Genomic DNA, 21,600 nt, shown 5'->3' with positions numbered 1-21,600 from the left:
AGTTTGCAGTGCTTCTCACGGGCATGCTTTTTTACGTTTTGTGACCGCACAGCGGCTGACAGAGTGTGTAGTAGGGTGTGTATAATAATCGCCTTGTTGTATGACTGATCCACAAAAGGGGATGCTATGAAGATGTACACAACCGCCGCCGCAGGTGTTTTATTGGCCGTAGCCGCGAGCAGTAGCTTGGCGCAGGGCGAGTTAAAGCCAGAAAAAACGTGGGAAGTGTCGGCAGAGTTAGGTGCAATCAGAACCACCGGTAATACAGAAACCGAGTCGTTTAATGGCAAAATCGATGTTGTTCATCGGATGGAAAACTGGAAAAACCAGTACATTGCCAGCGCTTTGTACAAGAATGATCAGGTCGAGCAAGACGACGGTACTGAGCAGACGGAAACTACCGCTGAGAAGTATTTTGCCTCGGCTAAAAGTGCTTATTTGCTGTCCGATGAATTTAGCAACCTTTTTGTTTATGGCTCGCACACGCACGATGAGTTTGGTGCGTATCGTAAATACACCACGGTATCGGCCGGTTATGGAGCCCGATTCATCAAGCGCGAGAGCTTAACGCTGGACGCGGAGATTGGCCCAGGTTATTTTTGGGGTGATAAAGTCGAAGATGAAGATAACGATATAATCGTTAAAGAAGAAGGCTTTATGGTGCGCACGGCTGCTGAGCTAAAGTGGGCCTTTACCGACAATGCGACCTTTAACCAAAAACTTGGCGCTGAAGTGGCGGAAGATAATACCCGTTACGTGAGTGATACCTCGCTTAGCACCAAAATCAGCGATCGGATGCAAATGAAGGTGGGTTATACCGTTAATCACGATACCGATGTCGCCGATGATAAAGAAGGCACAGATACCACCACCTACATCAACCTCGTGTATAACTTTTAGTAACGCAATTCTTTATAGCGGCAGCTCAGTCAGATGATGGCTGCCTCAAAAGGGGCTGCGCACAGGGCTAAGCCGGTGCGCAGACCTCTTTGGCTCGCTGATAGGCCGGGCGTTTAGTGCATTGCGTCAGCCAGCGGTTGGTTGTCTCAAACCGTTGGAGTTCAAGAATTTGGCCCGCATCGTAAAACTGTTCCAGGCAGTCTACCCACGGGGCAATCGCCATATCCACAATGCTGTAGCTCTCGCCTAACATATAGTCGTGTCGCTGTAGGTGGTTGTCGATTACGTGCAGCAAGCGCTGTGTCTCTTTGCGGTAGCGCTCTAGTGGGTAAGGGTCTTGGCAGTCGTTTTGGGCGAACTTAAAAAAGTGCCCAAACTGCCCAAACATGGGGCCAATGTGACCGGTTTGAAAAAACAGCCATTGCTCGCAGGCACTTTTTCCGGCTTTGTCCAGCGGTGTAAACTCTCCGGTTTTTTCGGCTAAATAGCGCAAAATGGCACATGACTCCATTAAGCTAAGAGGGTGATCGTCGGGCCCCTCTGGATCGATGAGTGCGGGGATTTTGCTGTTGGGGTTGATAATGCGAAAGGCCTCGCAAAACTGCTCTCCCTCGGTAATATCAACGGTGTGGGCATCGTAGGGCAAATGCATTTCCTCCAGCGCCAGTGCGACCTTTATACCGTTTGGCGTATTCATGGAGTAAAGCTGAATTCGACCGGGATGTTGTGCCGGCCAGCGATCTTTAACCAATTGCAGGTGCATGGTGCCTCCGGGTAAGTGTTACCGAATGGGGTATGCCCCGTTAAGTGTAGAGGCTAATAATGAATTTGACACATTGCGATGAACAGGGCGCGGCGTCTATGGTGGACGTCTCGGCTAAACCCGAGACTGTGCGCGAGGCTCGCGCCGAGGCGAGAGTCTCGATGCAGGCCGCAACACTTGCGGCAATTGCGGCCAACGATCTAAAAAAAGGCGACGTGTTAAGTACCGCCCGGATAGCCGGTATTCAGGCAGCCAAAAAGTGCTCCGACTTAATTCCTTTGTGCCACCCGCTGGCGCTCAGTAAAGTAGCGGTCGATTTTCAGTTTGATCACGCCCGCGACCAACTGCGTATCGAAACCTATTGTAAACTCAGCGGTAAAACCGGCGTTGAGATGGAGGCGCTAACAGCCGCCAGTGTGGCCGCTTTAACGGTGATTGATATGGCCAAAGCGATTGACATGGCAATGGTGATTGAAGGCGTTTGTCTACTGGAGAAAAGCGGCGGCCGGCGCGGGCATTACCAGCGGGAGTCATTGTGATTCAGGTGTTATTTTTTGCTCAGTTGCGCGAATTGCTGGATTGCGACTCGATCGAGCTTCCGGCTCAGGCGGTACATGTCGCGGGCGATTTAGTGCCGGTACTGGTTACAGCACGGCCCCACTGGGCCGAGGTGCTGCAAAGTAAGCCTTGGTTGGTGAGTGTTAACCAGACCATGGCGAAGTCTACGACGGGCGTTAACGATGGTGATGAGGTGGCGCTCTTTCCTCCGGTTACGGGGGGCTGATGATGGAGCGTGACGCGTTGCAAGATCTGGTACAGGTGCAGCGGGATGACTTTTCTGTGGCAGAGCACTACCAGCGTTTGCAGCAGGCGGCGGGTAATACCGGTGCGGTGGTGTTTTTTGTCGGCACAGTGCGTGCTGAGTCGGAGACGGACCCGGTGTTGGCGTTGGAGCTGGAGCATTACCCGGCCATGACGGAAAAGTCCTTGCGCTCGCTGGTGGTTGAAGCCCGGTCTCGCTGGTCGCTGGATGCGATTACCATCGTGCACCGGGTCGGTAAGCTTGCCGTTGGTCAGCAAATTGTGCTGGTGGCGGTGAGTAGTCGTCATCGGGACGAGGCGTTTTTAAGTGCCCGTTTTTTAATGGACACCTTAAAAACTCAAGCACCTTTTTGGAAAAAAGAGCACCGACGCAGCGGCGCCTATTGGGTCGCGGCACGCGAGCAAGATGACGCGGCTGTGGCCGAGTGGCGCCAAGGTAACCGCTAAGCTTGGGGGTAGACTGCTAAAGCGTGAGGGCATAGGCGAGTAAAGGGCAAAAAAATACCGGGCTGGGCCCGGTATTGGGAACGGCGGTTTGGGCGCTAGTCCTTCATATCATCTGCGGCGTCGTCCATCGCGTCAGCGGCGTCTTCACCAGCTTCTTTAGTGGCTTCCCAGCCATCTTTGCTTACCTCTTTGGTTTTTTCCCAACCCTCTTCAGAGGCTTCTTTGGTCTCATCCCAAGCATCCGACGTGGCATCTTTGGTTTTATCCCACGCCTCTTCAGTGGCGTCGCCCGCGTCATCCGCCATTTCGGCGGCTTTGTCTTTTAGTTCTCTCGCTTTTTTGGCTGCGGCGTCAGTCGCGGATTTGGCGGTTTCTTTGGCGCTCGACATAGTGCTTTTCGCCGATTCTTCTAGGTTGCTGTCTTCGTCGTTCGGGCTGCAAGCGGCTAGTGTGGCAATCAGTGGAATGGTGCAAAGTACGGTTTTGATGTTCATTGTTAATCCCTCAAGATGGTTGGTTTCTTTCCGGTAAAAACGGCGTACTACAGGCTAGGGGTTTGATTCTTCATTGGTTTTCCCTAGTGGCGCTGCCTTTTTTAGGTTTGTTGAGGCAGCGTCATTAGTGTAAAAGACTTTTGCGTGACGCGAAAGCCTAAGCCACAGGCGCTGAGTACTGGCCGGCTCGCTTGATCTGGGCGTCGGTAGTGCGCGGCTGAGGTAACTTGGTTACAATGGCTGTCTTGCCGCGGCATCGACCGCGGTACTAGTAAATCGAGTTAAGTACGGGTGTTCTCCATGTCGTTTGAGCAGTTTGAAAACTGGTCCCTTGTGTTGGGTGTCGGTGGCTTAATTGCCTTTATGGTGTTTATCGTCTGGGACTTGGCCAAAAAATCCAAAGCGGGTCGTTTTGGTACCTTTATTTTATTCTTGGCGCTCGGTTTGGGTTTGCTAGGCTTTGTGATTAAAACCGTGCTGGTTGAGTACTATATTAACAAGTAGTCACGCGTATCAGGGACAGACCGACAACGGACTGATCCACTAAAAGACCCACGCTCTGAGCGTGAACCTCTATAAAGGCGCTTTATGTTCGAGCTTTTTACGCCGATGTCCAAGGTCCAGAAGGACCGCCAAGTAATCCACGATACCGATGCGCGAGTGGCAAAATACAGCCGCCGGGGTTTGCTGCTCAACTTTTTAGTGTTTGCGTTGAGCTTAGTGTTTGGCGACTTTTTTTATCGTGAAAACAATCTCGCTATTGTGCTTATTACCGGCTTACTGTTGGTAACCTTGCTGCGTAGCTACTACTTGTTTCGCTTTGAAGTCCTTTACTCCCGGGCGCCAAAGCGTTGGCGCACCCAGTATTTTATCGCCTCTTTCCTGGGGGCGATTTGGTGGAGCGTTATTCTCGTCAGCTTGACCTGGGTGTTGGGGATGCGAGAAGAGACGCTCATCATGTGGCTTTATACCGTGGTGTTTTACTCCTCCGTTGCCAATGTGTTTGCGCCTTATATTCGTTTTCTAAAAATCTATTTATTTATTGGGATGATTCCGGCCGCAGTAACGGCGATGGCATTGGCGACGGTCGATGGCTATTTGTATGCCGCCATTATGGTGCTGTTTTATATGATGTTGATACATCAGGCGCGGGTAACTGGCAGTGGTTATTGGCAGCGCTTAGAAGCTAACTTTGTGTTACACGAGCGCGCCCGCGGCCTGGAGAACGAACAAAAAAGCTCTCGTGCGGCGATTGAGCTTAAAAATGAATTTTTGGTCAATCTTGGGCACGAGTTCCGCACGTCACTTAACGATATTCTTGGCACCTTGGCTCTGGTGGATGACGCGGAGCTGTCAGATCGGCAGCGAGACTTGCTGGGTATGGCATCTAAGGCGGGTGAGCGGCAGTTAGATTTGGTGAATAACGTGGTGGACTTCTCTAAGATCACCACTAAAAGCCTTGAGCTTGATGAGTCGGTGTTCGACTTGCGCCGCTTGGTGGCCAAATTGGTGCGGGATTTCTCGTTAGAGGCACACCAACAAGGGGTGGAGCTAAATTATCTGCTTGATCCGGAGTTACCCAGCCGGGTGCGTGGCGATGCGGCGCGCCTGCGGCAAGTAACGGCAACTTTGTTGGGACACGCTATTAAGTTTTCTGTTACCGGCAACGTCTTTATCGAAGTGAGTTATGCGGGCTCTGAGGATGACATGGGTGAGCTGCAAGCGGTTATTAGCGACAGTCATTACCATCGTACCGACGAGGCTAAGGCGGAGGTTGATGAGTCTCGCCTGCAAGAAGCCGAGCAAACCGGCCGGGTGGGCATTGGCCTGGCGATCAGTAAAGGCCTGGCCGAGTGCATGGGTGGTAGTGTGCACTTGCTTAAAACCCCGGCGGGCGGCAACCGGCTGGTGATTAATGTGCGTTTGCAAACGATCAGTCATCAGGGCAAAACCCTGGGCGCCGACCAAAAGCTGAGAGGCAAGCGCCTCCTGCTGGTGGATTTACCAGATCGGGTGGCGCTGGACCTTGAGAGTGAGCTCAATAACTGGGGGGTGCACGCCAATACGGTCTACGGTTATGAGCAGGCGGTTACGCTCATCGACGAAGAGAGCAAAAGCGGCGAGCCCATTGATTTAGTGTTGATTTACAACCGTTTAAACAGCTTTAACGCACTGGCGTTGTCCCGCGAATTGGCCGCCACTGAGACGACCGCTGCGCTTAAGCAAGTGCTGGCGATGAGTGTTTTGCAGCGCGATACCGACGAGGTACAACAACACCTAGAGCATTACCCGCAGGTTAGTTGTTTGGAAAAGCCGGTGATGTACAAGCAACTATATGACGCGGTTTGCCAGCGGTTGTTAAGCTCGCCCAGTGCCGAGGTACCTAGCGACACGGTACTTGAGCCGGTAGCGCCAGTGTTGGATGTACCCGGAACCCGACGTATTTTGGTGGTGGAGGATCACCGGGTCAATCAAATGGTTGCCTCGGGAATGCTAAAAAAGCTTGGCTGTTATGTTCAGCTAGTGGGCAATGGCCCTGAGGCCGTGGCGATCTTAGAGAAAGAGCGTTTTGATTTGGTGTTGCTTGATAGTGAGCTGCCAGACAATGCGGCCGTCAGCGCCGTGCATAAAATCCGTGAGCATGAAAAAGCCGCTAACAGCCGCCGCGTGCCTATTGTTGGGATGATTCCGGAGTTGACCGACGAGCAGGTCAATCAGCTGTTGGCCGCGGGGTTTGATGATCAGGTGGGTAAACCGCTGCGCTATGAGGCACTGGAAGGGCGCCTGCAGCGCTGGCTGGATATTACTCCGCCACCCTTGCCGGCAGCGGAGTAAATGGGCTTATGTAAACTCGGCCCAAATAGGGCAGTGATCCGAGGGTTTTTCCATCGCCCTTAGCTGGTAATCAATACCGGCGCTAGTGCAGCGCTCGACAAGCGGTTTGGTGGCAAGAATCTGATCGATCCTAAGGCCTCGCTTGGGCTCGCGCTCAAAGCCCCGCGAGCGGTAATCAAACCAGCTATACAAGTCGTCGGCCTCGGGGTGAAGCTGGCGATAGGTATCTAGCAAGCCCCAGTCCATTAAAGTGCTAAGCCACTCGCGCTCTTCGGGTAAAAAGCTGCATTTGCCGGTGCGCAACCAGCGCTTGCGGTTATCCTCACCGATCCCAATGTCTATATCCTGATACGACACATTCACGTCCCCCATCACAATAATGGCATCGCTGGGGCTGTGGTGATCTTGCATGAGTTTGGTTAAATCAGCGTAATATTTTTCTTTGGCCGGAAATTTTAGCGGGTGGTCGCGGCTTTCTCCTTGGGGGAAATACCCGTTATATACCTGCATCTGGCCAATGTCTGGCACCTTGAAGCGCCCGCCGATAAAGCGTCGCTGTGACTCGTCGGTGTCGCCGGGAAACCCCTTAACGGTGTCGATAAACGGATGGCGAGACATTAGGGCGACACCGTAATGTGACTTTTGGCCGTGAAAAGCGACGTGATAGCCCATGTCCTCGATCATTTCTTGGGGGAACTGTTCGTCGTGGACTTTGGTTTCTTGCAGCCCGATAAAGTCAGGGTTGTAAACGTCGATGATCGCCTGAAGTTGATGCGGGCGCGAGCGAATACTGTTGATATTAAACGAGATAGCTTTCATAACGATTAACTGTATTGGTAGGGGTTAAAAAGCACTGCGGCGGCATAGAGCCGCCACAGGTTGCTGGTTGGTAAGGTGCTTAAAAATTAGCGACTTTGGTGTCGTCTTTAACGTCGTCGGCATTGTTGGTGCCGCGAATAAAATCCAACAAAATATAGCCCGCTTCAGTAAGCAGTGGGTCTTTTGCCGGGTCAATTTTTTTCGGCTCTGCCGCAGCGGCTTCTGCCTCGGCTTCTTTGTCCGGGTCGTCACCTTCTTTTATGTCGTCTTCGCTGATGTCGGCGTAGGTTTTGTACGGCTCTAGGCCGCGGGTCTTGCGCCGCTCATTCTCGATGCTTAACAGTTGTTGCTCGTAGTCTGTTTTTTCTGTCCGCCGAGTTTTCTCGTTTAGCGAGATCTCAGTGCGGTCACTGTTCTTATCAATCAGCGCTTGCTGTTTGCTCAAAAAGATAAAGTCAGGGTCGGTTTTTATGCGCTCGTCGTGACTTTTTTGTATCGCTGGCAGCAGGGCCGCAAGGTCAAAGTAATGGTCGTGTTTCACCTCGTGAATTTGATCCCACGGCAGGGCGTAGTCGTAGCTGCTTTCGCCTACATCTTCAGGGTCAATCATATCTGGCAGGGTGATGTCAGGGACGACCCCTTTGTGTTGCGTGCTGCCACCGGAGACCCGATAAAATTTTGATTCGGTGATCTTTAACTGGCCCGATTGCAGCGGTTGTAGCGATTGCACAGAGCCTTTGCCAAAGCTTTGGCTGCCGACAATAATGCCGCGGCCGTAGTCCTGAATAGCTCCGGCAAAAATCTCTGAGGCCGATGCACTCAAGCGGTTAATTAAAATCACGATGGGGCCACGAAACACCGCCTTCGAGTGCGAGCGATAGTTGCGTGAAATCAGCTGATTGGTCTGGCGGATTTGCACCACAGGCCCTTGGTCGATAAAAAGATCCGTTAAGGATGTGGCCTCGTGCAGTGAGCCGCCGCCGTTGTTGCGTAAATCGATAATAATACCGTCTACGTTCTCGGCCGCTAATTCACTGAGTAGGTTAAATACATCACGGGTGGTACTTTTGTAATTGGGGTCGCGTTTGCGGTACGCCTCAAAATCCATGTAAAAAGTCGGGACGTCGATAACGCCTAGCTTGTAGCTGTTTTCCTCTGCGTCAGAGAGTTCGAATACAGCTTTTTGCGCTGCTTGCTCTTCGAGTTTAACTTTGTCGCGCTTAATGTTGATCACGTGGGTGGCGGCCCCGGCAGCGGCTTTGCTGGGTAGAACTTCAAGCCGTACCACGCTGTCTTTTTTGCCGCGAATGAGATCGACCACTTCATCTAGGCGCCAGCCGACTACGTCAACCAGCTCGCCCTCTTTGTCTTGTCCTACGGCAACGATGCGGTCGGCGGGTTTTAGCTGCCCTTGTTTGTCGGCGGGGCCAGCGGGAATCAGTCGTACCACTTTGGTGTACTCATCTTCGCTTTGCAGCATGGCACCAATGCCTTCTAGAGAAAGGGACATATTGATGTTGAAATTCTCCAGCGTGCGCGGCGATAAGTAGTTGGTGTGCGGATCGTAGAGCATGGTGAATGCATTGATGACCGCGCTAAACGCGTCCTCACCAGTTTGCTGGCTCATCCGGCGCAGTTGATTTTTGTAGCGCTTGGTCAGCACCTCGCGGGCTTCATCAATGGTTTTGTCGGCTAACACTAAGTTAAGTAAGTCAGCTTTGGTGCGTTTACGCCACAACTCATCGGCCTCGGCGGCGGTGGCGGGCCAGGGTGCCTTTTCGCGGTCGACATTCAGGGTGTCGTTTTCGGTAAAGTCGTACTTGAGTTCATCGTCTTCAAGCTGCTTGAGTGTTTTTTCCAGGCGGGCGCTAATGCGCTCGCGGTAGCGGTCAAAAATCACAAAGCTGGTTTTAAGCTCGCCTTTTTGAAAGTCGTCGTCGAACTTGTTTTGATGCTTGTAAAACTCTTCGATGTCCGCTTTTAAGAAGTAGCTGCGACTCGGGTCGAGCGTGTCGAGGTAGTTCTTTAAGAACTTCTCAGACAGTGCATCATCGATATTTTGATCTCGATAGTGATGTTTATGCAGGGAGCTGACGATCTCGGCCGTGGTTTTACGTTGCTGATCGGTAATTTTGAGCGGTTCGAGGTCGGCCGCCGCAAGGGGCAGGGCCGTTAACAAGCTGATGCCAAGGCCTAGACACAGTGCACCAGCTTTCAAGCGGTGAGACTTACACAACATTTCCAGCATATAACGCTCTCGGTATTCTCTATAACGGATAAAAACTGACCGATAACTCACCGCTCAGATGCAGTGAGAGGGGCAGAAACATAAATATAGACAGCAACATAGCATCATTTGTTCTCTCAGCCCAGTCACTGGGCTGAGGCGGCGGCTAAGGTGGCGGCGGAGCGGCATCTTGACGTTTTATATGCGATAAAACCTCATCGCCTTGCTCGGAGCGCTCTCGGCCCCTCTGCACAAGGGCCGCCAGTTGACGGGCGCTGTGCATGTGGCGCACGAATCGGCGGCAATTGCTACAGAGCATCAAGTGCAGCCGAATTTGTAAGCTTGGCTGGCCCTTAGGGGAATCTCGTTCATCGAGGTAATCACTGGCTCGTTTGGCGACGTCACGGCAGCTTAACATTGGCCAGTCTCCTGATAGTGATCAACCACCTGCAGCAGTGTTAGGCGTGCGCGGTGCAGCAATACCCGGACATTGGCATTGCTGATGGCGAGCAAGTCGGCGATCTCGTCCAATGGGCGCTGCTCTAAATCGCGCAATAAAAAAGCCGCTTTTTGTCGATCGGGCAGTAGCGTTAAGGTTTTATCAATACAGCGCTTTAGCTGCTGCTCCTCCAGCAGCGAATCGGGCGTTTCGCTGTGCCAGCGCGAGGGTTTACTGGCCCAGTGGCCATTGGCTTTGAAGCAGTTGTCGTCAAGGGTGGGGCGCTCAAGCTCCGAGTCATCCAGCGCTACCAGCCGCGATTCACGCCGCAGCCGCGTTTTGGCCTCGTTGCTAACGATACGCGCGGCCCAGGTTTTAAAGCTTGAGCGACCTTCAAAGGTAGTCAGTGAACGGTGTATGGAGATCCAGGCCTCCTGGACGGTGTCCTCGGCGTGGGCATGACCCACAAGGGCTCGTGCCACCGCTAGCAGCAGTGTCTGGTAGCGGTTGATTAGCTCGACTAGCGCCGCCTCACTGCCTTGCTGCGCGGCCGTGACCAGTTGCTCATCCGGGGTGGAGGGATTGATGGTAGCTGTATTTATGGCACTCAAAAGACGCAATCTTTCCTTTTTATCGAGGGTCACTGCGCTGCGAGCTGGGGTGTCGCGCGCGGTGATGGCCCAGCCCCAGTGCTGCTGTAGGGCGCCATTTAGGTCGGTGATTGCGTAATATAACACGGCAATGTGCCTCGGAATCTAGCGCTGTGGTGTGGTGTGCTCTGGAGTGCTCGCAGGCGATAGCCAGCGCTTAATCCAGTAGTCGATGCTTAGGTAGCGGCCGGGGCCGTAAGCGACGAGCGCCAAAAGCATGACCAAGTAGGTGGCGGCAAACTCGATACCATTGTTGAGCACCACAAATTTACCGCTGGAGGTGAGCCAGTCGTATTTGCCGTGCTCTTGTAAAATGCTGGTGGCGCGCGCCAGTTTGGCGGCGGCCTCATCGACCCGGGCGTTGGCAAAAGGAGCGCTCTGATCGGCAATGGCCTGCCAGCCGTGATCGATATGCACTGCAAAAATGGCCACTAGCATAGTCACAATTAAAGGAATAGCGATAGCGCGAGTGGCGAGACCTAACGTAAGTAACAGGGCGCCGATCAGCTCGGCGGCCGTGGCCAGCGCCGCCAAAACGGCCGGCGCAGGCAAGCCCAGTCCCCAATCGTCATTGCCAAACCAAACGACTGTATCGCCAAAATGGTTTAATTTGCTGGTGCCTGCCATCCAAAATACAGGTGCTAAATACAGCCGCAGGGCAAGCCCTGCGATTACGTCCGTGCGCGCAAGGGCACCGTTAAACGAGTTTGTGGTGTGCAAAAATAGTTCACGTGTGGCCATGTGTCCGTCCTGTCTCTGATTAACAATGCATGCGTTACGGTTAATGACGCGTGAGCCGAGTGAATGTTACAGCGGCGGTGGCGTATTGGCGGCGGGTTTTATATACTGCCGGCCCGAATTTAGGTGGGCTTTGCCGAGCCCCGCAATAGCAACAAGTGGCCTTTGGTAGGGGTCACCACTGAGAAAGGATATAACATGCCAGTTATCACGCTTCCCGATGGTTCTACTCGCGAATTCGACCAGCCCGTTACCCTGTTGCAGGTTGCTGAAGATATTGGCCCCGGTTTGGCCAAAGCCACCGTGTGCGGCCGTATTGATGGCGAGCTGGTCGATGCCTGTGAAGTCATTGATCACGACGCCGCTATTAGCTTAATCACCGGACGCGATGACGAGGGCCTTGAGGTCATTCGTCACTCATTTGCTCACTTGGTGGGGCATGCGATTAAGCAGCTGTACCCCGAGGCCAAAATGGCCATTGGGCCGGTGATCGACAACGGCTTTTATTACGATATCGAGTACGAGCGCACCTTGACGCCAGAGGATCTGACGGCGATTGAGAAACGTATTAAAGATCTGATTAAAACCGATTACGACGTCATTAAGAAGATGACGCCGATTGCCGATGCCCGAAAAGTGTTTGACGAGCGCAACGAGAGCTACAAAGTCGAGTTGATTGACGGCCTGATTGCAGCCGGCGAGCAGGCAGTGGGCTTGTACCACCACGAAGAATATGTGGATATGTGCCGCGGCCCTCACGTGCCCAACACCCGTGTGATGCGTCATTTTAAATTGATGCGCGTGTCGGGCGCTTACTGGCGCGGTGATGCCAGCAACACTCAGCTACAGCGTGTGTACGGCACCGCCTGGAACGACAAAAAAGAGCTAAAAGCTTATTTGCACCGCCTAGAAGAGGCGGAAAAGCGCGACCACCGCAAGCTGGCGAAAAAGTTTGATTTGTTCCATATGCAAGAAGAAGCACCGGGTATGGTGTTTTGGCACCCTAAAGGCTGGTCGGTGTACACCGCGATCGAAGAGTACATGCGCAAGGTGCAGCGCGATAATGGTTACCAGGAAATCAAAACCCCCCAGGTGGTGGATCTGAGCCTGTGGAAAAAATCCGGTCACGCCGATAAATTTGGCGACGACATGTTTATGCTCAAGTCGGAAGATCGCGAATTTGCGGTTAAGCCCATGAACTGCCCCTGTCATGTGCAGGTGTTTAATCAGGGGTTGCGCAGTTACCGCGATTTGCCGCTGCGCCTTGCCGAGTTTGGTTCGTGCCACCGCAATGAGGCCTCGGGCTCGCTGCACGGTATTATGCGGGTGCGTGGTTTTACTCAGGACGACGCGCATATTTTTTGTACCGAAGCGGCGATTCAGGACGAAGTGGCAGCCTTTACTGACTTGTTGTATCAGGTTTACGCCGACTTTGGTTTTAATGAGGTGATTATTCGCCTCTCGACTCGCCCAGAGCAGCGTGTGGGCAGTGATGAAGATTGGGATCGTGCCGAGCAAGCGCTGGCCGATGCACTGGACGCCAAAGGGCTGGAGTACAAGCTGCTGCCGGGTGAGGGCGCCTTTTATGGTCCCAAGATCGAATTTTCATTAAAAGACTGCCTCGACCGGGTGTGGCAGTGCGGCACGATTCAGGTGGATTTCTCGATGCCGGGCCGGCTTGATGCCCAATATGTGGCCGAAGATGGCTCGCGTCAGGTGCCGGTTATGTTGCACCGTGCTATTCTCGGTTCCTTCGAGCGTTTTATCGGTATTTTGATCGAAAACTACGAGGGCGCGTTTCCCACTTGGTTGGCGCCGGTTCAGGTGATGATTGCCAATATTACGGACAATCAGGCCGATTATGTGCAAAAAGTCGAAAAAACCCTCGCAAATAATGGCTTTAGGGCACTTTCGGACTTGAGAAACGAGAAAATCGGCTTTAAAATCCGCGAGCACACAATACAGCGGGTTCCGTATCTCTTGGTCATCGGTGACAAAGAGGTCGAATCCAACCAAGTCGCCGTCCGTACCCGTGACGGTCAAGATTTGGGCGCAATGAGTCTGGAAGCCTTCAGTGAACACCTGAGCGCCGATATCGCGAATCGTAGTCGCGTGGCAGCATCCGACTCGCAAGATTAATCAAATAGGAGAAAGACACTATCAAACGAGATAACGCTAAAGGCAAATCCAAGAAAGCCCGTATTAACGACCAAATTGAGGCGAGCGAGGTTCGCTTAATTGGTGCCGACGGAGAGCAAGTGGGGATTGTCCCACTGGATGAGGCCTTAAAAATCGCCCAGGATGCGTCATTGGATCTGGTCGAGATAGCGGCTGATAGTACGCCAATAGTTTGTAAAATCATGGACTATGGCAAGCACCTGTTTGAGATTAAAAAGACCAAAGCGGCTGCCAAGAAGAAGCAAAAGCAGCAGCAGATTAAAGAAATGAAGTTTCGTCCAGGGACGGAAGATGGAGATTATCAGGTCAAACTACGCAACCTGATACGTTTCCTTGAAAACGGGGACAAGGCCAAGGTATCGCTTCGGTACCGCGGTCGTGAAATGGCTCACCAGGAACTCGGGATGGACGTGATGCTACGCATCGAGAAAGACCTTGAGGAACTGGCAACAGTGGAACAACGGCCTAAAATGGAAGGTCGCCAACTGATTATGGTCATGGCCCCGAGAAAGAGATAGTGGCTGGGCTTTTAGCTGCCTTAGTGACTAAATATTAATGTTATTGCAAATGCGGAGTTTATCTCATGGCAACAAAAGCTAAAGTACACAGTGGCGCCGCCAAGCGCTTTAAAAAGACTGCGGCCGGTTACAAGCACAAACACGCAAACAAGAGCCACATCCTTACCAAAATGACCACTAAGCGCAAGCGTCAACTGCGTGGCACCAGCATTATCAATGCGGTAGATGCCCCAGCAATTGATCGTATGCTTCGCGCCAAGTAATTGGTTTAATTTCGGATAATTAGGAGTTTATTATGGCCCGTGTTAAACGTGGTGTAGAGGCGCGTCGTCGTCACAAGAAAGTTTTAAAAGCAGCAAAAGGCTACTACGGTGCTCGTTCACGAGTTTTCCGTGTTGCCAAGCAAGCCGTTATCAAAGCAGGTCAGTACGCTTATCGCGACCGTCGCGTTAATAAGCGTAATTTCCGCGCTTTGTGGATCACTCGTATCAACGCTCAGTCTCGCGCTGAAGGCATGACTTACAGCCAGCTAATTGCCGGTTTGAAGAAAGCCAGCATCGCTCTGGACCGTCGTGTACTGGCTGATCTGGCGGTTTACGACAAAGCAGCTTTTGCTGCGGTAGTGGCTCAGGCTAAATCAGCTCTGGCTGCTTAAGTACCGCTTGCAGGCTCGGGCCGTTATAGCCTGAGCTGCCAAGTGCTAAAGGGGAGGGCTGTTATGGGCCTCCCCTTTTTTATCTGCGCTATTTGATGTTCGCTGTGCCTGCACACGGCGGTTCACACGCTAAATACTGGAATTTGCGATGGAAAATCTCGCTGCGCTGACTGAACAAGCGCTCAAATTAGTCGATAACGCTGAGGATCTGGCGGCGCTGGACAAAGTCCGCGTCGAGTATCTTGGCAAAAAAGGCAGCATTAGTGCTCAGGCTAAAATGTTGGGCAAGCTCTCTGCTGATGAGCGCCCCAAAGCCGGCGCCTTGATCAACGAGGCCAAGCAGCAGGTACAAGATCGTATTAATGCGGTTAAAGCTCAGTTTGAGCGGGCGGCGATTGAAGCCAAGCTCGCTGATGAGACCATTGATGTCACGCTGCCCGGCCGGGCTAACGGCCTTGGTGGTTTGCACCCAGTGACCCGCACCCTGGATCGTATCGCCGAGATCTTTGCCCAGGTGGGCTACGAAGTGGCCGAAGGCCCCGAGATCGAGGACGATCACCACAATTTTGAGGCGCTGAATATCCCCGCACATCACCCCGCGCGCGCCATGCACGACACTTTTTACGTCGATGAAAAGCCTTTTGCCACCAGCGGTGGTAGCTATGTGCTGCGCACTCATACTTCTCCAGTGCAAGTGCGGGTGATGGAAACCGACGAGCCGCCGATTCGGATTATTTGCCCAGGTCGGGTATATCGCTGCGACTCGGATTTAACCCACACACCCATGTTCCACCAGGTGGAAGGTTTGGTGGTGGACAAAAATATCAGCTTTGCCGACCTAAAAGGTACGGTGGATCAGTTTTTAAAAGCCTTTTTTGAGGTGGATGCCCCCGTGCGTTTTCGCCCGTCCTACTTCCCGTTTACCGAACCTTCGGCCGAGGTGGACATAGGTTGTACTCAGTGTAACGGCGATGGCTGCCGGGTGTGCAAGCACACCGGTTGGATTGAGATTATGGGCTGCGGCATGGTGCACCCCAATGTCTTTAAAGCCTCGGGAATTGATCCGGAGGTGTACTCGGGCTTTGCGTTTGGTATCGGCGTCGAGCGAATGGCGATGTTGCGCTACGGCGTAAACGATTTGCGTCTGTTTTTTGAAAACGACGTAAAGTTTTTACAGCAGTTTTAATCCGTCGATACGCCGCTTAAGTCATGCCCGAAATAAAATAGACAGGCCCCACAGGCCGAAAGAGATTGAACTATGAAAGTAAGTGAATCCTGGTTGCGCGAGTGGATTAACCCCGAGGTGAGTGTCGAAACACTCGTCGAGCAACTCACCATGGCCGGCATCGAGGTAGATGCTACCGAACCGGTAGCCGGTGCGTTTAGCGGTGTCGTTGTGGGTGAGATCGTCGCCATAGAGCAACACCCCGATGCCGATAAGCTGAGAGTTTGTCAGGTTGCCGGCCACCCAGACGGCGGCGACGTTCAGGTGGTGTGCGGTGCGCCCAATGCGCGCGTCGGTTTAAAAGCGCCTTTTGCCACTGTGGGTGCGCAATTACCGGGTGATTTTAAAATCAAAAAAGCCAAGCTGCGCGGTGTCGAATCCTTTGGCATGTTGTGCGGCCAGACTGAACTTGAAGCGGGCGATGACGACTCCGGCCTGTGGGAATTGGCCTCCGACGCGCCGGTCGGGCAAGATCTGCGCGATTACTTAAACCTTAACGACACGTTGATTGAGGTGGATATTACCCCTAACCGTGGCGACTGCTTGAGTGTTCGCGGACTGGCGCGCGAACTAGGTGTGATTAACCGGCAAGCGGTTAGCGCTGTGGCGGTAAAACCGGTGGCAGAGGCTATTGCCGATGCTCGTCCGGTTACCTTGCAGGCGCCTGAGTCCTGTAGCCGTTATCTGGGCCGAGTGATTCGTCGTGTAAATGTTGGTGCGCCCAGCCCTGCATGGCTGCAAGAAAAGCTGCGCCGCTCGGGTGTGCGCTCGATTGATGCTGTGGTGGATGTTACCAATTATGTATTGCTTGAGTTGGGGCAGCCCATGCACGCGTTCGACTTGGCAAAAATCAACGGTGGTATTACCGTGCGTCACGCTCACGACGGTGAAACGCTCACACTGCTCGATGAACAAGCAATAACCCTTCAGGCCGACACGTTGGTGATCGCTGACGACCAGGTGCCGCTGGCAATGGCAGGCATTATGGGTGGGCTTGACAGCTCAGTTACCGCCGCCACCCAAGATATTCTGCTTGAGAGCGCATTCTTTAATCCGCTGGCCATTGCCGGTCGGGCGCGTAATTATGGCTTGCATACAGACTCTTCTCACCGTTTTGAACGCGGCGTAGATTACCAGTTACAGCGCGACGCAATTGAGCGGGCCACTGAACTGTTGTTGGCTATTGTCGGTGGCGATGCCGGCCCAGTAGTCGAAGAGGTGGCTGCAGAGCTGCCTAGCGAGCAAGTGGTCACTTTGCGCCAAGAGCGTATTGCCAGTGGCTTGCATATTGATATGGATGCGGAGACCGTCGAAGATATTCTGTCTCGCTTAGGGTTAGAGATTGCCGAGCGCACCGATGCTGGTTGGCAGGTGCGAGTGCCCAGCTGGCGCTTTGATATCGACATCGAGGCCGACTTGCTCGAAGAGCTGGCGCGGATTTACGGTTATAACCGCTTGCCCACCCGCGTTCCCGATTCGCCAATGGCGATTAAGGCGCACACCGAGTCGCGCTTACCGCTGGCGCAATTACGCCGCCACTTGATTAGTCGTGACTACCAAGAGGTAGTTACCTACAGTTTTGTCGACCCAAGCGATAACGCCCGCTTTGATCCCGACGTTACCCCCATTGCCTTGAAAAACCCCATCAGTGCCGACATGGCGGTGATGCGAACCACCTTGCTGCCGGGCTTGGTGGCGACTTTGCGCCATAACCTGAATCGCCAGCAGAGCCGCTTGCGTTTATTCGAAAGCGGTCAGCGCTTTATTCCGGGTACTAATGGCGTCGATCAGCAGCCGACCCTTGCCGGTTTGGTGTATGGGCCACTGGCGGCCGAAAACTGGAACAATGAAACACGCAACGTTGATTTCTTTGATGCTAAGGGTGACGTTGAATCTTTGCTGGCGCAAACGGGCGATGCCGCATGTTTTAGCTTTCGCGCTGGCCGTCATCCGGCTTTACACCCTGGGCAGTGCGCCGAAGTCGTTTGTGTTGGAGAGGTTGTTGGCTATGTGGGCGCTATCCACCCAGCGCTACAGCAAGAGCTAGACATCCCCGCGGGCGTGTTTGTGTTTGAATTGGTGCTAAAACCTCTGCTTAATGCTCAGGTGCCAAGCTTTACGCCGCTGTCGCGCTTCCCGGCCAACCGGCGTGATTTAGCGTTGTTGGTAGACCGGGAGTTGCCGGTTGATCACTTGCTAAACGGCGTCCGCGAAACGGCGGGCGAGTACCTCTCAGACTTAAAGGTATTTGACTTGTATGTGGGCAAAGGCATTGATCCGCATAGAAAAAGTGTCGCTTTGGGCTTGACCTTTCAGCATCCTTCACGCACTCTTACCGATGATGAAATCAATGGATTTATCGGGCAGGTGGTTGATCATCTGCAAAACCAACATGGTGCAACCCTGAGATAGGCAACAACCTATGCCCAACGGCGCGCTGACAAAAGCGGATTTGGCAGAAAAACTCTACGAAGAACTTGGTCTCAATAAGCGTGAGGCCAAGGAGCTGGTTGAGCTGTTTTTTGAAGAAATACGCGGCTCACTTGAGGCCAATGAGCAGGTTAAATTGTCGGGGTTTGGCAACTTCGATTTGCGCGATAAAAGTCAGCGTCCAGGGCGCAACCCCAAAACCGGCGAGGAGATTCCCATCAGTGCTCGCCGGGTGGTTACCTTCAGGCCGGGACAGAAACTGAAGGCACGAGTAGAGACCTATGCTGGAACCAAGCCATAACGACGAGTTGCCGGTTATACCCGGTAAGCGTTACTTCACTATTGGTGAAGTCAGCGAGCTGTGTGCCGTAAAGCCACATGTGCTGCGCTACTGGGAGCAGGAATTCCCACAGCTTAAGCCGGTTAAACGCCGTGGGAATCGCCGCTATTATCAGCGGACCGATGTGCTCACCATTCGCCAGATTCGCGCTTTACTGTACGATCAGGGTTTTACCATTGGCGGTGCCCGCCAGCAAATGAGTGGCGAGACCGCGCAGCAAGATGCCAGCCACTTTAGCCAGTTGGTCAATCAGATGATCTCCGAGCTTGAGCAACTGCTAGACGTCTTAAACACCAAGTAAATCAAACAATTACTTACAGCCGCCGAAACATACGCGCGGTTGTGGGTCACCGGTACGGCAATGGTATTGTCTGTTGCATTCTTAAAAAAATCCGGTATTATGCCCAGCTCTCGAAGTAAGCCTATCGGCTTGTTTTGACCGTCGGAACGTAGCGCAGCCTGGTAGCGCACTACACTGGGGGTGTAGTGGTCGTGGGTTCGAATCCCGCCGTTCCGACCATTTTTCTTTTCCCGTCAGCTCTCTTGCCGTGTCGCGTTTTACTTGCAACGCCCTGCCTAGTAACTATCAGTCCCTTTCACGGGGGATCTATTTCTCGTCCTGTTAAAAATTACCCTTGTATTCTCGGCAAACGCCCCCAAAAATTAGCAATGGTCGTTATAGGGTGGCAGTGAGTGACCAAAATGCTACTATGTGCGCCTATTTTTTTGATTTTGCGAACCTGATAGGGCGCGACAATAACAACGGAGTATTCACGTGACTAAGCAGTTAATGATTTACAACAATATCCAGCCTTTAACCAGCGATAAGCACCGCACTCTGTCGGTAAGTATCGACTCTTACGACTTTATCTCGGAGATGACCTCGGCGCCTTTGCTGGCCACCGAGATACCTTTTGCTGCCGCTGAATACGCTGTTATTTTTTCGGCGCCTAACGAGCAGGGCGAGCACACCCCTTTGGCAGTGATGGGCGTCAAGCAGGGTGAAAACCTAATGCTGACCGACGATGGCCGTATTAATGCGCGCTACATCCCAGCATTTATCCGCCGTTATCCCTTTGTGTTTGCCGGTGGCAAAGATTCAGAAAACCTGACTCTGTGCATTGACGAAGACAGTAAAGCGCTGGTTGCCGATGGCAGTAAAGGGCAGCGTTTGTTTGATGACAATGGCGAGCAAACTGATCACTTGAAAGAAGTGTTGAAGTTCTTGCAGGATTACCAATACCGCGCTGAGATGACAAGAACGTTCTGTAAAACGCTAAAAGAGTTGGATTTGTTAGAGCCAATGCAGGCTAATATCGAATTTAACGGCAATGCTGATAACAATATGAGCATTAAAGGCTTTTACACCGTTAAGCGTGAAAAGCTTAAGGCGTTGAGCGATGAGCAACTGCTGGATTTGTTTAAGAAAGATGGCATGGAGCTGATCTATGCTCACTTGCAGTCGTTGAGCAACCTTAACCGTTTGGTTGAATTTAAAAACGCTAAGTTGGCCAGTTAATCGGCCAGTGTTTTAGGGTTGTAAAAAGCCGACGCAAGCGTCGGCTTTTTTGTGGGTGCGTGGTTGTGATTAGCCTGTGTAGATGGACAGCACATCTCGCTTGGCACCGTCGTGGATGCTGCTGGAGGTGGAACCTAAAAAACGCTTTAGGCCGTGCTTGCCGTGGCTTCCAGTTACGATGAGATCCGCATTTAAAGTGTTGGCGAGTTGGTGCACTTCATAGGCTGGGTCACCAAATGTAATATGGAGGTTGGCGTGCGGTATGCCGTAGCTATCAGCCAGTGCTGAAAGCTGTGGGTACACGGTTTGGCGTATCTGCATTTCATTGACGCTGTGGTTGTGGCCGGTGACGTCGCCGTATCCGGTTACCGGGTGCTCCTCTACGTGTACTAAGTGAAGCTGTGCGGCGTTTGCTATGGTTTGTGCCTTACTAAGCAGCTGTGTGGCGCCTTCCTCAAGGTCGACTGCAATCAATATGTGCTGATAGCCTGCCATGTGGGCTCCTCTCTATGACGTTAATAATCTCTATCTTACAGCTTAGTTCGCGCTTTGTGACATGGCTATTTAGCGCGCGCATTTTAGCGCTGAGTGAACCATAGTCGATGGTCTGCGTATTTAACAGCGGTGGTTACGGTTTAGTGTCTTAAAGGGAGGCGTCTATGGGGTCCATCAATGTATCGCAAAGTAGTATCTTGCTAACCGGCGGCACAGGATTTATCGGTCAGCTGTTGTGCCAGCAGCTGTGCCAAACGGGAGCAAAGGTTACGGTGCTGACACGCTCTCCAGAAAAGGCTAGGCGCAGCCTTGAACGGCTTGGAGCGTCGGCTACGGATTTTGCGGGGTTATCCCGCTATGAAGGCTTTGACGCGGTGATTAATTTGGCTGGCGCGACTGTGCTAAGTCGCTGGAGTAAGCGCCGACGCCAAACTCTGCGGGACAGTCGTGTCGCATTTACGCAAAGGCTCATGGCCCAGCTTGCGGTGCAACGTCCGCCCCAAGTGCTTGTTAGTGGTAGCGCGATAGGCTATTACGGTGATACGGGTGATGTGGTGGCCGATGAGAGCTGTTGCGCTGGCGAAGGCTTTGCGGCCGACCTGTGCCGGGATTGGGAGAAGCAGGCGCGGCTTTTTTCGGAGCGGGGCACCAGAGTTTGTTTGTTGCGAACCGGTGTCGTACTGGATCAGGGCGGCGGTGCCCTGAGTTCAATGCTGCCGGCCTTTAAAGTGGGGCTGGGCGGACCAGTTGCCAGTGGGGCGCAGTGGATGAGCTGGATTCATCGACAAGATTTGGTGTCGATGATTATCTGGTTGTTGACCCGCGATGATCTTGCCGGTCCGGTTAATGCTGTGGCGCCTAAACCTGTGCGTAATCGGGAGTTTAGTCAGCAGTTGGCCGAGGTGTTACACCGTCCGGCATTTTTCAAAGTGCCCAAATGGGTGCTAAAAGTTCTGCTGGGTCAGGCCGCTCAAGAGTTGTTGTTAAGTAATAATAAAGTGGCGCCGAAAGTGGCCGTTGAGGGTGGGTTTATTTATCGTTACCCGGAGTTAAAAGAGGCGCTAAAGGCGAGTGTGTAGCGTTAAAAAATAAAATTAGATTTATGC

At 52.8% G+C, this 21,600-nt stretch carries 24 protein-coding genes and 1 tRNA gene; 17 read left to right on the top strand and 8 right to left on the bottom strand.

Translation table 11 applies throughout. The annotated features are described in order from the left end of the window. The first annotated feature begins 126 nt into the window (after positions 1–126). A complete protein-coding gene (locus AACY82_RS12640) occupies positions 127–900 on the top strand; it encodes a DUF481 domain-containing protein (RefSeq protein WP_339617184.1) in 774 nt (257 codons plus the stop codon). A 67-nt stretch (positions 901–967) separates the two neighbouring features. On the opposite strand, the gene AACY82_RS12635 is transcribed toward AACY82_RS12640, so the two are convergent. Beyond that, positions 968–1,663, bottom strand: a complete 696-nt coding sequence (locus tag AACY82_RS12635; RefSeq protein WP_339617183.1) for a glutathione S-transferase N-terminal domain-containing protein — start codon at positions 1,661–1,663, stop codon at positions 968–970. A 56-nt stretch (positions 1,664–1,719) separates the two neighbouring features. Here AACY82_RS12635 and moaC point away from each other — a divergent pair, with 56 nt between their 5' ends. From moaC to AACY82_RS12620, 3 genes are read left to right on the top strand one after another with little or no spacing between them, the layout of a single operon-like run. Continuing rightward, positions 1,720–2,202 carry a cyclic pyranopterin monophosphate synthase MoaC gene (gene moaC, locus AACY82_RS12630; protein ID WP_339617322.1) on the top strand — a complete coding sequence of 161 codons (483 nt, stop codon included), beginning with the start codon at positions 1,720–1,722 and terminating at the stop codon, positions 2,200–2,202. Next, positions 2,199–2,447: a MoaD/ThiS family protein gene (locus tag AACY82_RS12625; protein WP_339617182.1), complete on the top strand. Its 249-nt coding sequence runs from the start codon at positions 2,199–2,201 to the stop codon at positions 2,445–2,447. Before moaC ends, AACY82_RS12625 begins: the two co-directional genes overlap by 4 nt. Then, positions 2,447–2,932 carry a molybdenum cofactor biosynthesis protein MoaE gene (locus AACY82_RS12620; RefSeq protein ID WP_339617181.1) on the top strand — a complete coding sequence of 162 codons (486 nt, stop codon included), beginning with the start codon at positions 2,447–2,449 and terminating at the stop codon, positions 2,930–2,932. Before AACY82_RS12625 ends, AACY82_RS12620 begins: the two co-directional genes overlap by 1 nt. A gap of 95 nt (positions 2,933–3,027) precedes the next feature. Here AACY82_RS12620 and AACY82_RS12615 read toward each other — a convergent pair whose 3' ends face one another. After that, a complete protein-coding gene (locus tag AACY82_RS12615) occupies positions 3,028–3,426 on the bottom strand; it encodes a hypothetical protein (RefSeq protein WP_339617180.1) in 399 nt (132 codons plus the stop codon). Positions 3,427–3,726: 300 nt separating this feature from the next. Between AACY82_RS12615 and AACY82_RS12610 the strand changes: the two genes are divergently transcribed. Both AACY82_RS12610 and AACY82_RS12605 read left to right on the top strand, forming a co-directional pair. Then, positions 3,727–3,930: a DUF2788 domain-containing protein gene (locus AACY82_RS12610; RefSeq protein WP_339617179.1), complete on the top strand. Its 204-nt coding sequence runs from the start codon at positions 3,727–3,729 to the stop codon at positions 3,928–3,930. 84 nt (positions 3,931–4,014) lie between these two features. Continuing rightward, positions 4,015–6,261, top strand: a complete 2,247-nt coding sequence (locus AACY82_RS12605; RefSeq protein WP_339617178.1) for a response regulator — start codon at positions 4,015–4,017, stop codon at positions 6,259–6,261. Between the two features lie 6 nt (positions 6,262–6,267). Here the strand turns inward: AACY82_RS12605 and xthA are convergent, their stop codons facing one another. From xthA to AACY82_RS12580, 5 genes are all read right to left on the bottom strand, one after another. Beyond that, a complete protein-coding gene (gene xthA / locus AACY82_RS12600; RefSeq protein WP_339617177.1) occupies positions 6,268–7,080 on the bottom strand; it encodes an exodeoxyribonuclease III in 813 nt (270 codons plus the stop codon). A gap of 79 nt (positions 7,081–7,159) precedes the next feature. Further along, the gene (locus AACY82_RS12595) at positions 7,160–9,319 is read right to left on the bottom strand and encodes a carboxy terminal-processing peptidase (protein WP_339617321.1); all 2,160 of its coding nucleotides are present in this window, start codon (positions 9,317–9,319) and stop codon (positions 7,160–7,162) included. Positions 9,320–9,473: 154 nt separating this feature from the next. Beyond that, positions 9,474–9,725 carry a hypothetical protein gene (locus AACY82_RS12590; RefSeq protein ID WP_339617176.1) on the bottom strand — a complete coding sequence of 84 codons (252 nt, stop codon included), beginning with the start codon at positions 9,723–9,725 and terminating at the stop codon, positions 9,474–9,476. Next, positions 9,719–10,483 carry an RNA polymerase sigma factor gene (locus AACY82_RS12585; protein WP_339617175.1) on the bottom strand — a complete coding sequence of 255 codons (765 nt, stop codon included), beginning with the start codon at positions 10,481–10,483 and terminating at the stop codon, positions 9,719–9,721. The genes AACY82_RS12590 and AACY82_RS12585 overlap by 7 nt, the downstream gene beginning before the upstream one ends. Positions 10,484–10,501: 18 nt before the next feature. After that, positions 10,502–11,137 (bottom strand): DoxX family protein, encoded by a 636-nt coding sequence (locus tag AACY82_RS12580; protein ID WP_339617174.1) that lies wholly within the window; start codon positions 11,135–11,137, stop codon positions 10,502–10,504. A 195-nt stretch (positions 11,138–11,332) separates the two neighbouring features. Here AACY82_RS12580 and thrS point away from each other — a divergent pair, with 195 nt between their 5' ends. From thrS to AACY82_RS12530, 10 genes are all read left to right on the top strand, one after another. Beyond that, positions 11,333–13,273 carry a threonine--tRNA ligase gene (thrS, locus tag AACY82_RS12575; protein WP_339617173.1) on the top strand — a complete coding sequence of 647 codons (1,941 nt, stop codon included), beginning with the start codon at positions 11,333–11,335 and terminating at the stop codon, positions 13,271–13,273. Between the two features lie 20 nt (positions 13,274–13,293). Continuing rightward, positions 13,294–13,830: a translation initiation factor IF-3 gene (gene infC, locus AACY82_RS12570; RefSeq protein ID WP_339617320.1), complete on the top strand. Its 537-nt coding sequence runs from the start codon at positions 13,294–13,296 to the stop codon at positions 13,828–13,830. 65 nt (positions 13,831–13,895) lie between these two features. Continuing rightward, positions 13,896–14,093: a 50S ribosomal protein L35 gene (gene rpmI, locus AACY82_RS12565; RefSeq protein WP_339617172.1), complete on the top strand. Its 198-nt coding sequence runs from the start codon at positions 13,896–13,898 to the stop codon at positions 14,091–14,093. 32 nt (positions 14,094–14,125) lie between these two features. Continuing rightward, positions 14,126–14,485: a 50S ribosomal protein L20 gene (rplT, locus tag AACY82_RS12560; RefSeq protein WP_339617171.1), complete on the top strand. Its 360-nt coding sequence runs from the start codon at positions 14,126–14,128 to the stop codon at positions 14,483–14,485. A 148-nt stretch (positions 14,486–14,633) separates the two neighbouring features. After that, positions 14,634–15,671: a phenylalanine--tRNA ligase subunit alpha gene (gene pheS / locus AACY82_RS12555; protein ID WP_339617170.1), complete on the top strand. Its 1,038-nt coding sequence runs from the start codon at positions 14,634–14,636 to the stop codon at positions 15,669–15,671. A 72-nt stretch (positions 15,672–15,743) separates the two neighbouring features. After that, the gene (gene pheT / locus AACY82_RS12550; protein ID WP_339617169.1) at positions 15,744–18,122 is read left to right on the top strand and encodes a phenylalanine--tRNA ligase subunit beta; all 2,379 of its coding nucleotides are present in this window, start codon (positions 15,744–15,746) and stop codon (positions 18,120–18,122) included. A gap of 10 nt (positions 18,123–18,132) precedes the next feature. After that, positions 18,133–18,441: an integration host factor subunit alpha gene (ihfA, locus tag AACY82_RS12545; RefSeq protein ID WP_339617168.1), complete on the top strand. Its 309-nt coding sequence runs from the start codon at positions 18,133–18,135 to the stop codon at positions 18,439–18,441. Further along, positions 18,422–18,781 (top strand): MerR family transcriptional regulator, encoded by a 360-nt coding sequence (locus tag AACY82_RS12540; RefSeq protein ID WP_339617167.1) that lies wholly within the window; start codon positions 18,422–18,424, stop codon positions 18,779–18,781. The genes ihfA and AACY82_RS12540 overlap by 20 nt, the downstream gene beginning before the upstream one ends. Positions 18,782–18,923: 142 nt before the next feature. Then, a tRNA-Pro gene (locus AACY82_RS12535) sits at positions 18,924–19,000 on the top strand. A gap of 255 nt (positions 19,001–19,255) precedes the next feature. After that, positions 19,256–19,999: a SapC family protein gene (locus AACY82_RS12530; RefSeq protein WP_339617166.1), complete on the top strand. Its 744-nt coding sequence runs from the start codon at positions 19,256–19,258 to the stop codon at positions 19,997–19,999. Between the two features lie 69 nt (positions 20,000–20,068). On the opposite strand, the gene AACY82_RS12525 is transcribed toward AACY82_RS12530, so the two are convergent. Continuing rightward, positions 20,069–20,494, bottom strand: coding sequence for a universal stress protein (locus AACY82_RS12525; RefSeq protein WP_339617165.1), 426 nt, complete (start codon positions 20,492–20,494; stop codon positions 20,069–20,071). 164 nt (positions 20,495–20,658) lie between these two features. Between AACY82_RS12525 and AACY82_RS12520 the strand changes: the two genes are divergently transcribed. Beyond that, complete coding sequence (locus AACY82_RS12520; protein WP_339617164.1) at positions 20,659–21,573, top strand: TIGR01777 family oxidoreductase; 915 nt, start codon at positions 20,659–20,661, stop codon at positions 21,571–21,573. Positions 21,574–21,600 lie beyond the last annotated feature (27 nt).

This window comes from uncultured Gilvimarinus sp., from assembly GCF_963972205.1.
Classification (GTDB): Bacteria; Pseudomonadota; Gammaproteobacteria; order Pseudomonadales; family Cellvibrionaceae; genus Gilvimarinus; species Gilvimarinus japonicus.
The sequence above is the reverse complement of the archived record's forward strand: the minus strand, read 5'-3'. Positions and strand labels throughout refer to the sequence as shown.

Bases quoted from the DNA above. Each gene is read 5' to 3' on its own strand.
- AACY82_RS12525 (WP_339617165.1), bottom strand. From the start codon at position 20,494: ATGGCAGGCTATCAGCACATATTGATTGCAGTCGACCTTGAGGAAGGC.
- xthA (WP_339617177.1), bottom strand. From the start codon at position 7,080: ATGAAAGCTATCTCGTTTAATATCAACAGTATTCGCTCGCGCCCGCAT.
- AACY82_RS12640 (WP_339617184.1), top strand. From the start codon at position 127: ATGAAGATGTACACAACCGCCGCCGCAGGTGTTTTATTGGCCGTAGCC.
- pheS (WP_339617170.1), top strand. From the start codon at position 14,634: ATGGAAAATCTCGCTGCGCTGACTGAACAAGCGCTCAAATTAGTCGAT.
- rpmI (WP_339617172.1), top strand. From the start codon at position 13,896: ATGGCAACAAAAGCTAAAGTACACAGTGGCGCCGCCAAGCGCTTTAAA.
- rplT (WP_339617171.1), top strand. From the start codon at position 14,126: ATGGCCCGTGTTAAACGTGGTGTAGAGGCGCGTCGTCGTCACAAGAAA.
- AACY82_RS12620 (WP_339617181.1), top strand. From the start codon at position 2,447: ATGATGGAGCGTGACGCGTTGCAAGATCTGGTACAGGTGCAGCGGGAT.
- AACY82_RS12590 (WP_339617176.1), bottom strand. From the start codon at position 9,725: ATGTTAAGCTGCCGTGACGTCGCCAAACGAGCCAGTGATTACCTCGAT.
- AACY82_RS12595 (WP_339617321.1), bottom strand. From the start codon at position 9,319: ATGTTGTGTAAGTCTCACCGCTTGAAAGCTGGTGCACTGTGTCTAGGC.
- thrS (WP_339617173.1), top strand. From the start codon at position 11,333: ATGCCAGTTATCACGCTTCCCGATGGTTCTACTCGCGAATTCGACCAG.
- AACY82_RS12520 (WP_339617164.1), top strand. From the start codon at position 20,659: ATGGGGTCCATCAATGTATCGCAAAGTAGTATCTTGCTAACCGGCGGC.
- AACY82_RS12635 (WP_339617183.1), bottom strand. From the start codon at position 1,663: ATGCACCTGCAATTGGTTAAAGATCGCTGGCCGGCACAACATCCCGGT.
- AACY82_RS12615 (WP_339617180.1), bottom strand. From the start codon at position 3,426: ATGAACATCAAAACCGTACTTTGCACCATTCCACTGATTGCCACACTA.
- ihfA (WP_339617168.1), top strand. From the start codon at position 18,133: ATGCCCAACGGCGCGCTGACAAAAGCGGATTTGGCAGAAAAACTCTAC.
- AACY82_RS12605 (WP_339617178.1), top strand. From the start codon at position 4,015: ATGTTCGAGCTTTTTACGCCGATGTCCAAGGTCCAGAAGGACCGCCAA.
- AACY82_RS12540 (WP_339617167.1), top strand. From the start codon at position 18,422: ATGCTGGAACCAAGCCATAACGACGAGTTGCCGGTTATACCCGGTAAG.
- AACY82_RS12610 (WP_339617179.1), top strand. From the start codon at position 3,727: ATGTCGTTTGAGCAGTTTGAAAACTGGTCCCTTGTGTTGGGTGTCGGT.
- pheT (WP_339617169.1), top strand. From the start codon at position 15,744: ATGAAAGTAAGTGAATCCTGGTTGCGCGAGTGGATTAACCCCGAGGTG.
- AACY82_RS12580 (WP_339617174.1), bottom strand. From the start codon at position 11,137: ATGGCCACACGTGAACTATTTTTGCACACCACAAACTCGTTTAACGGT.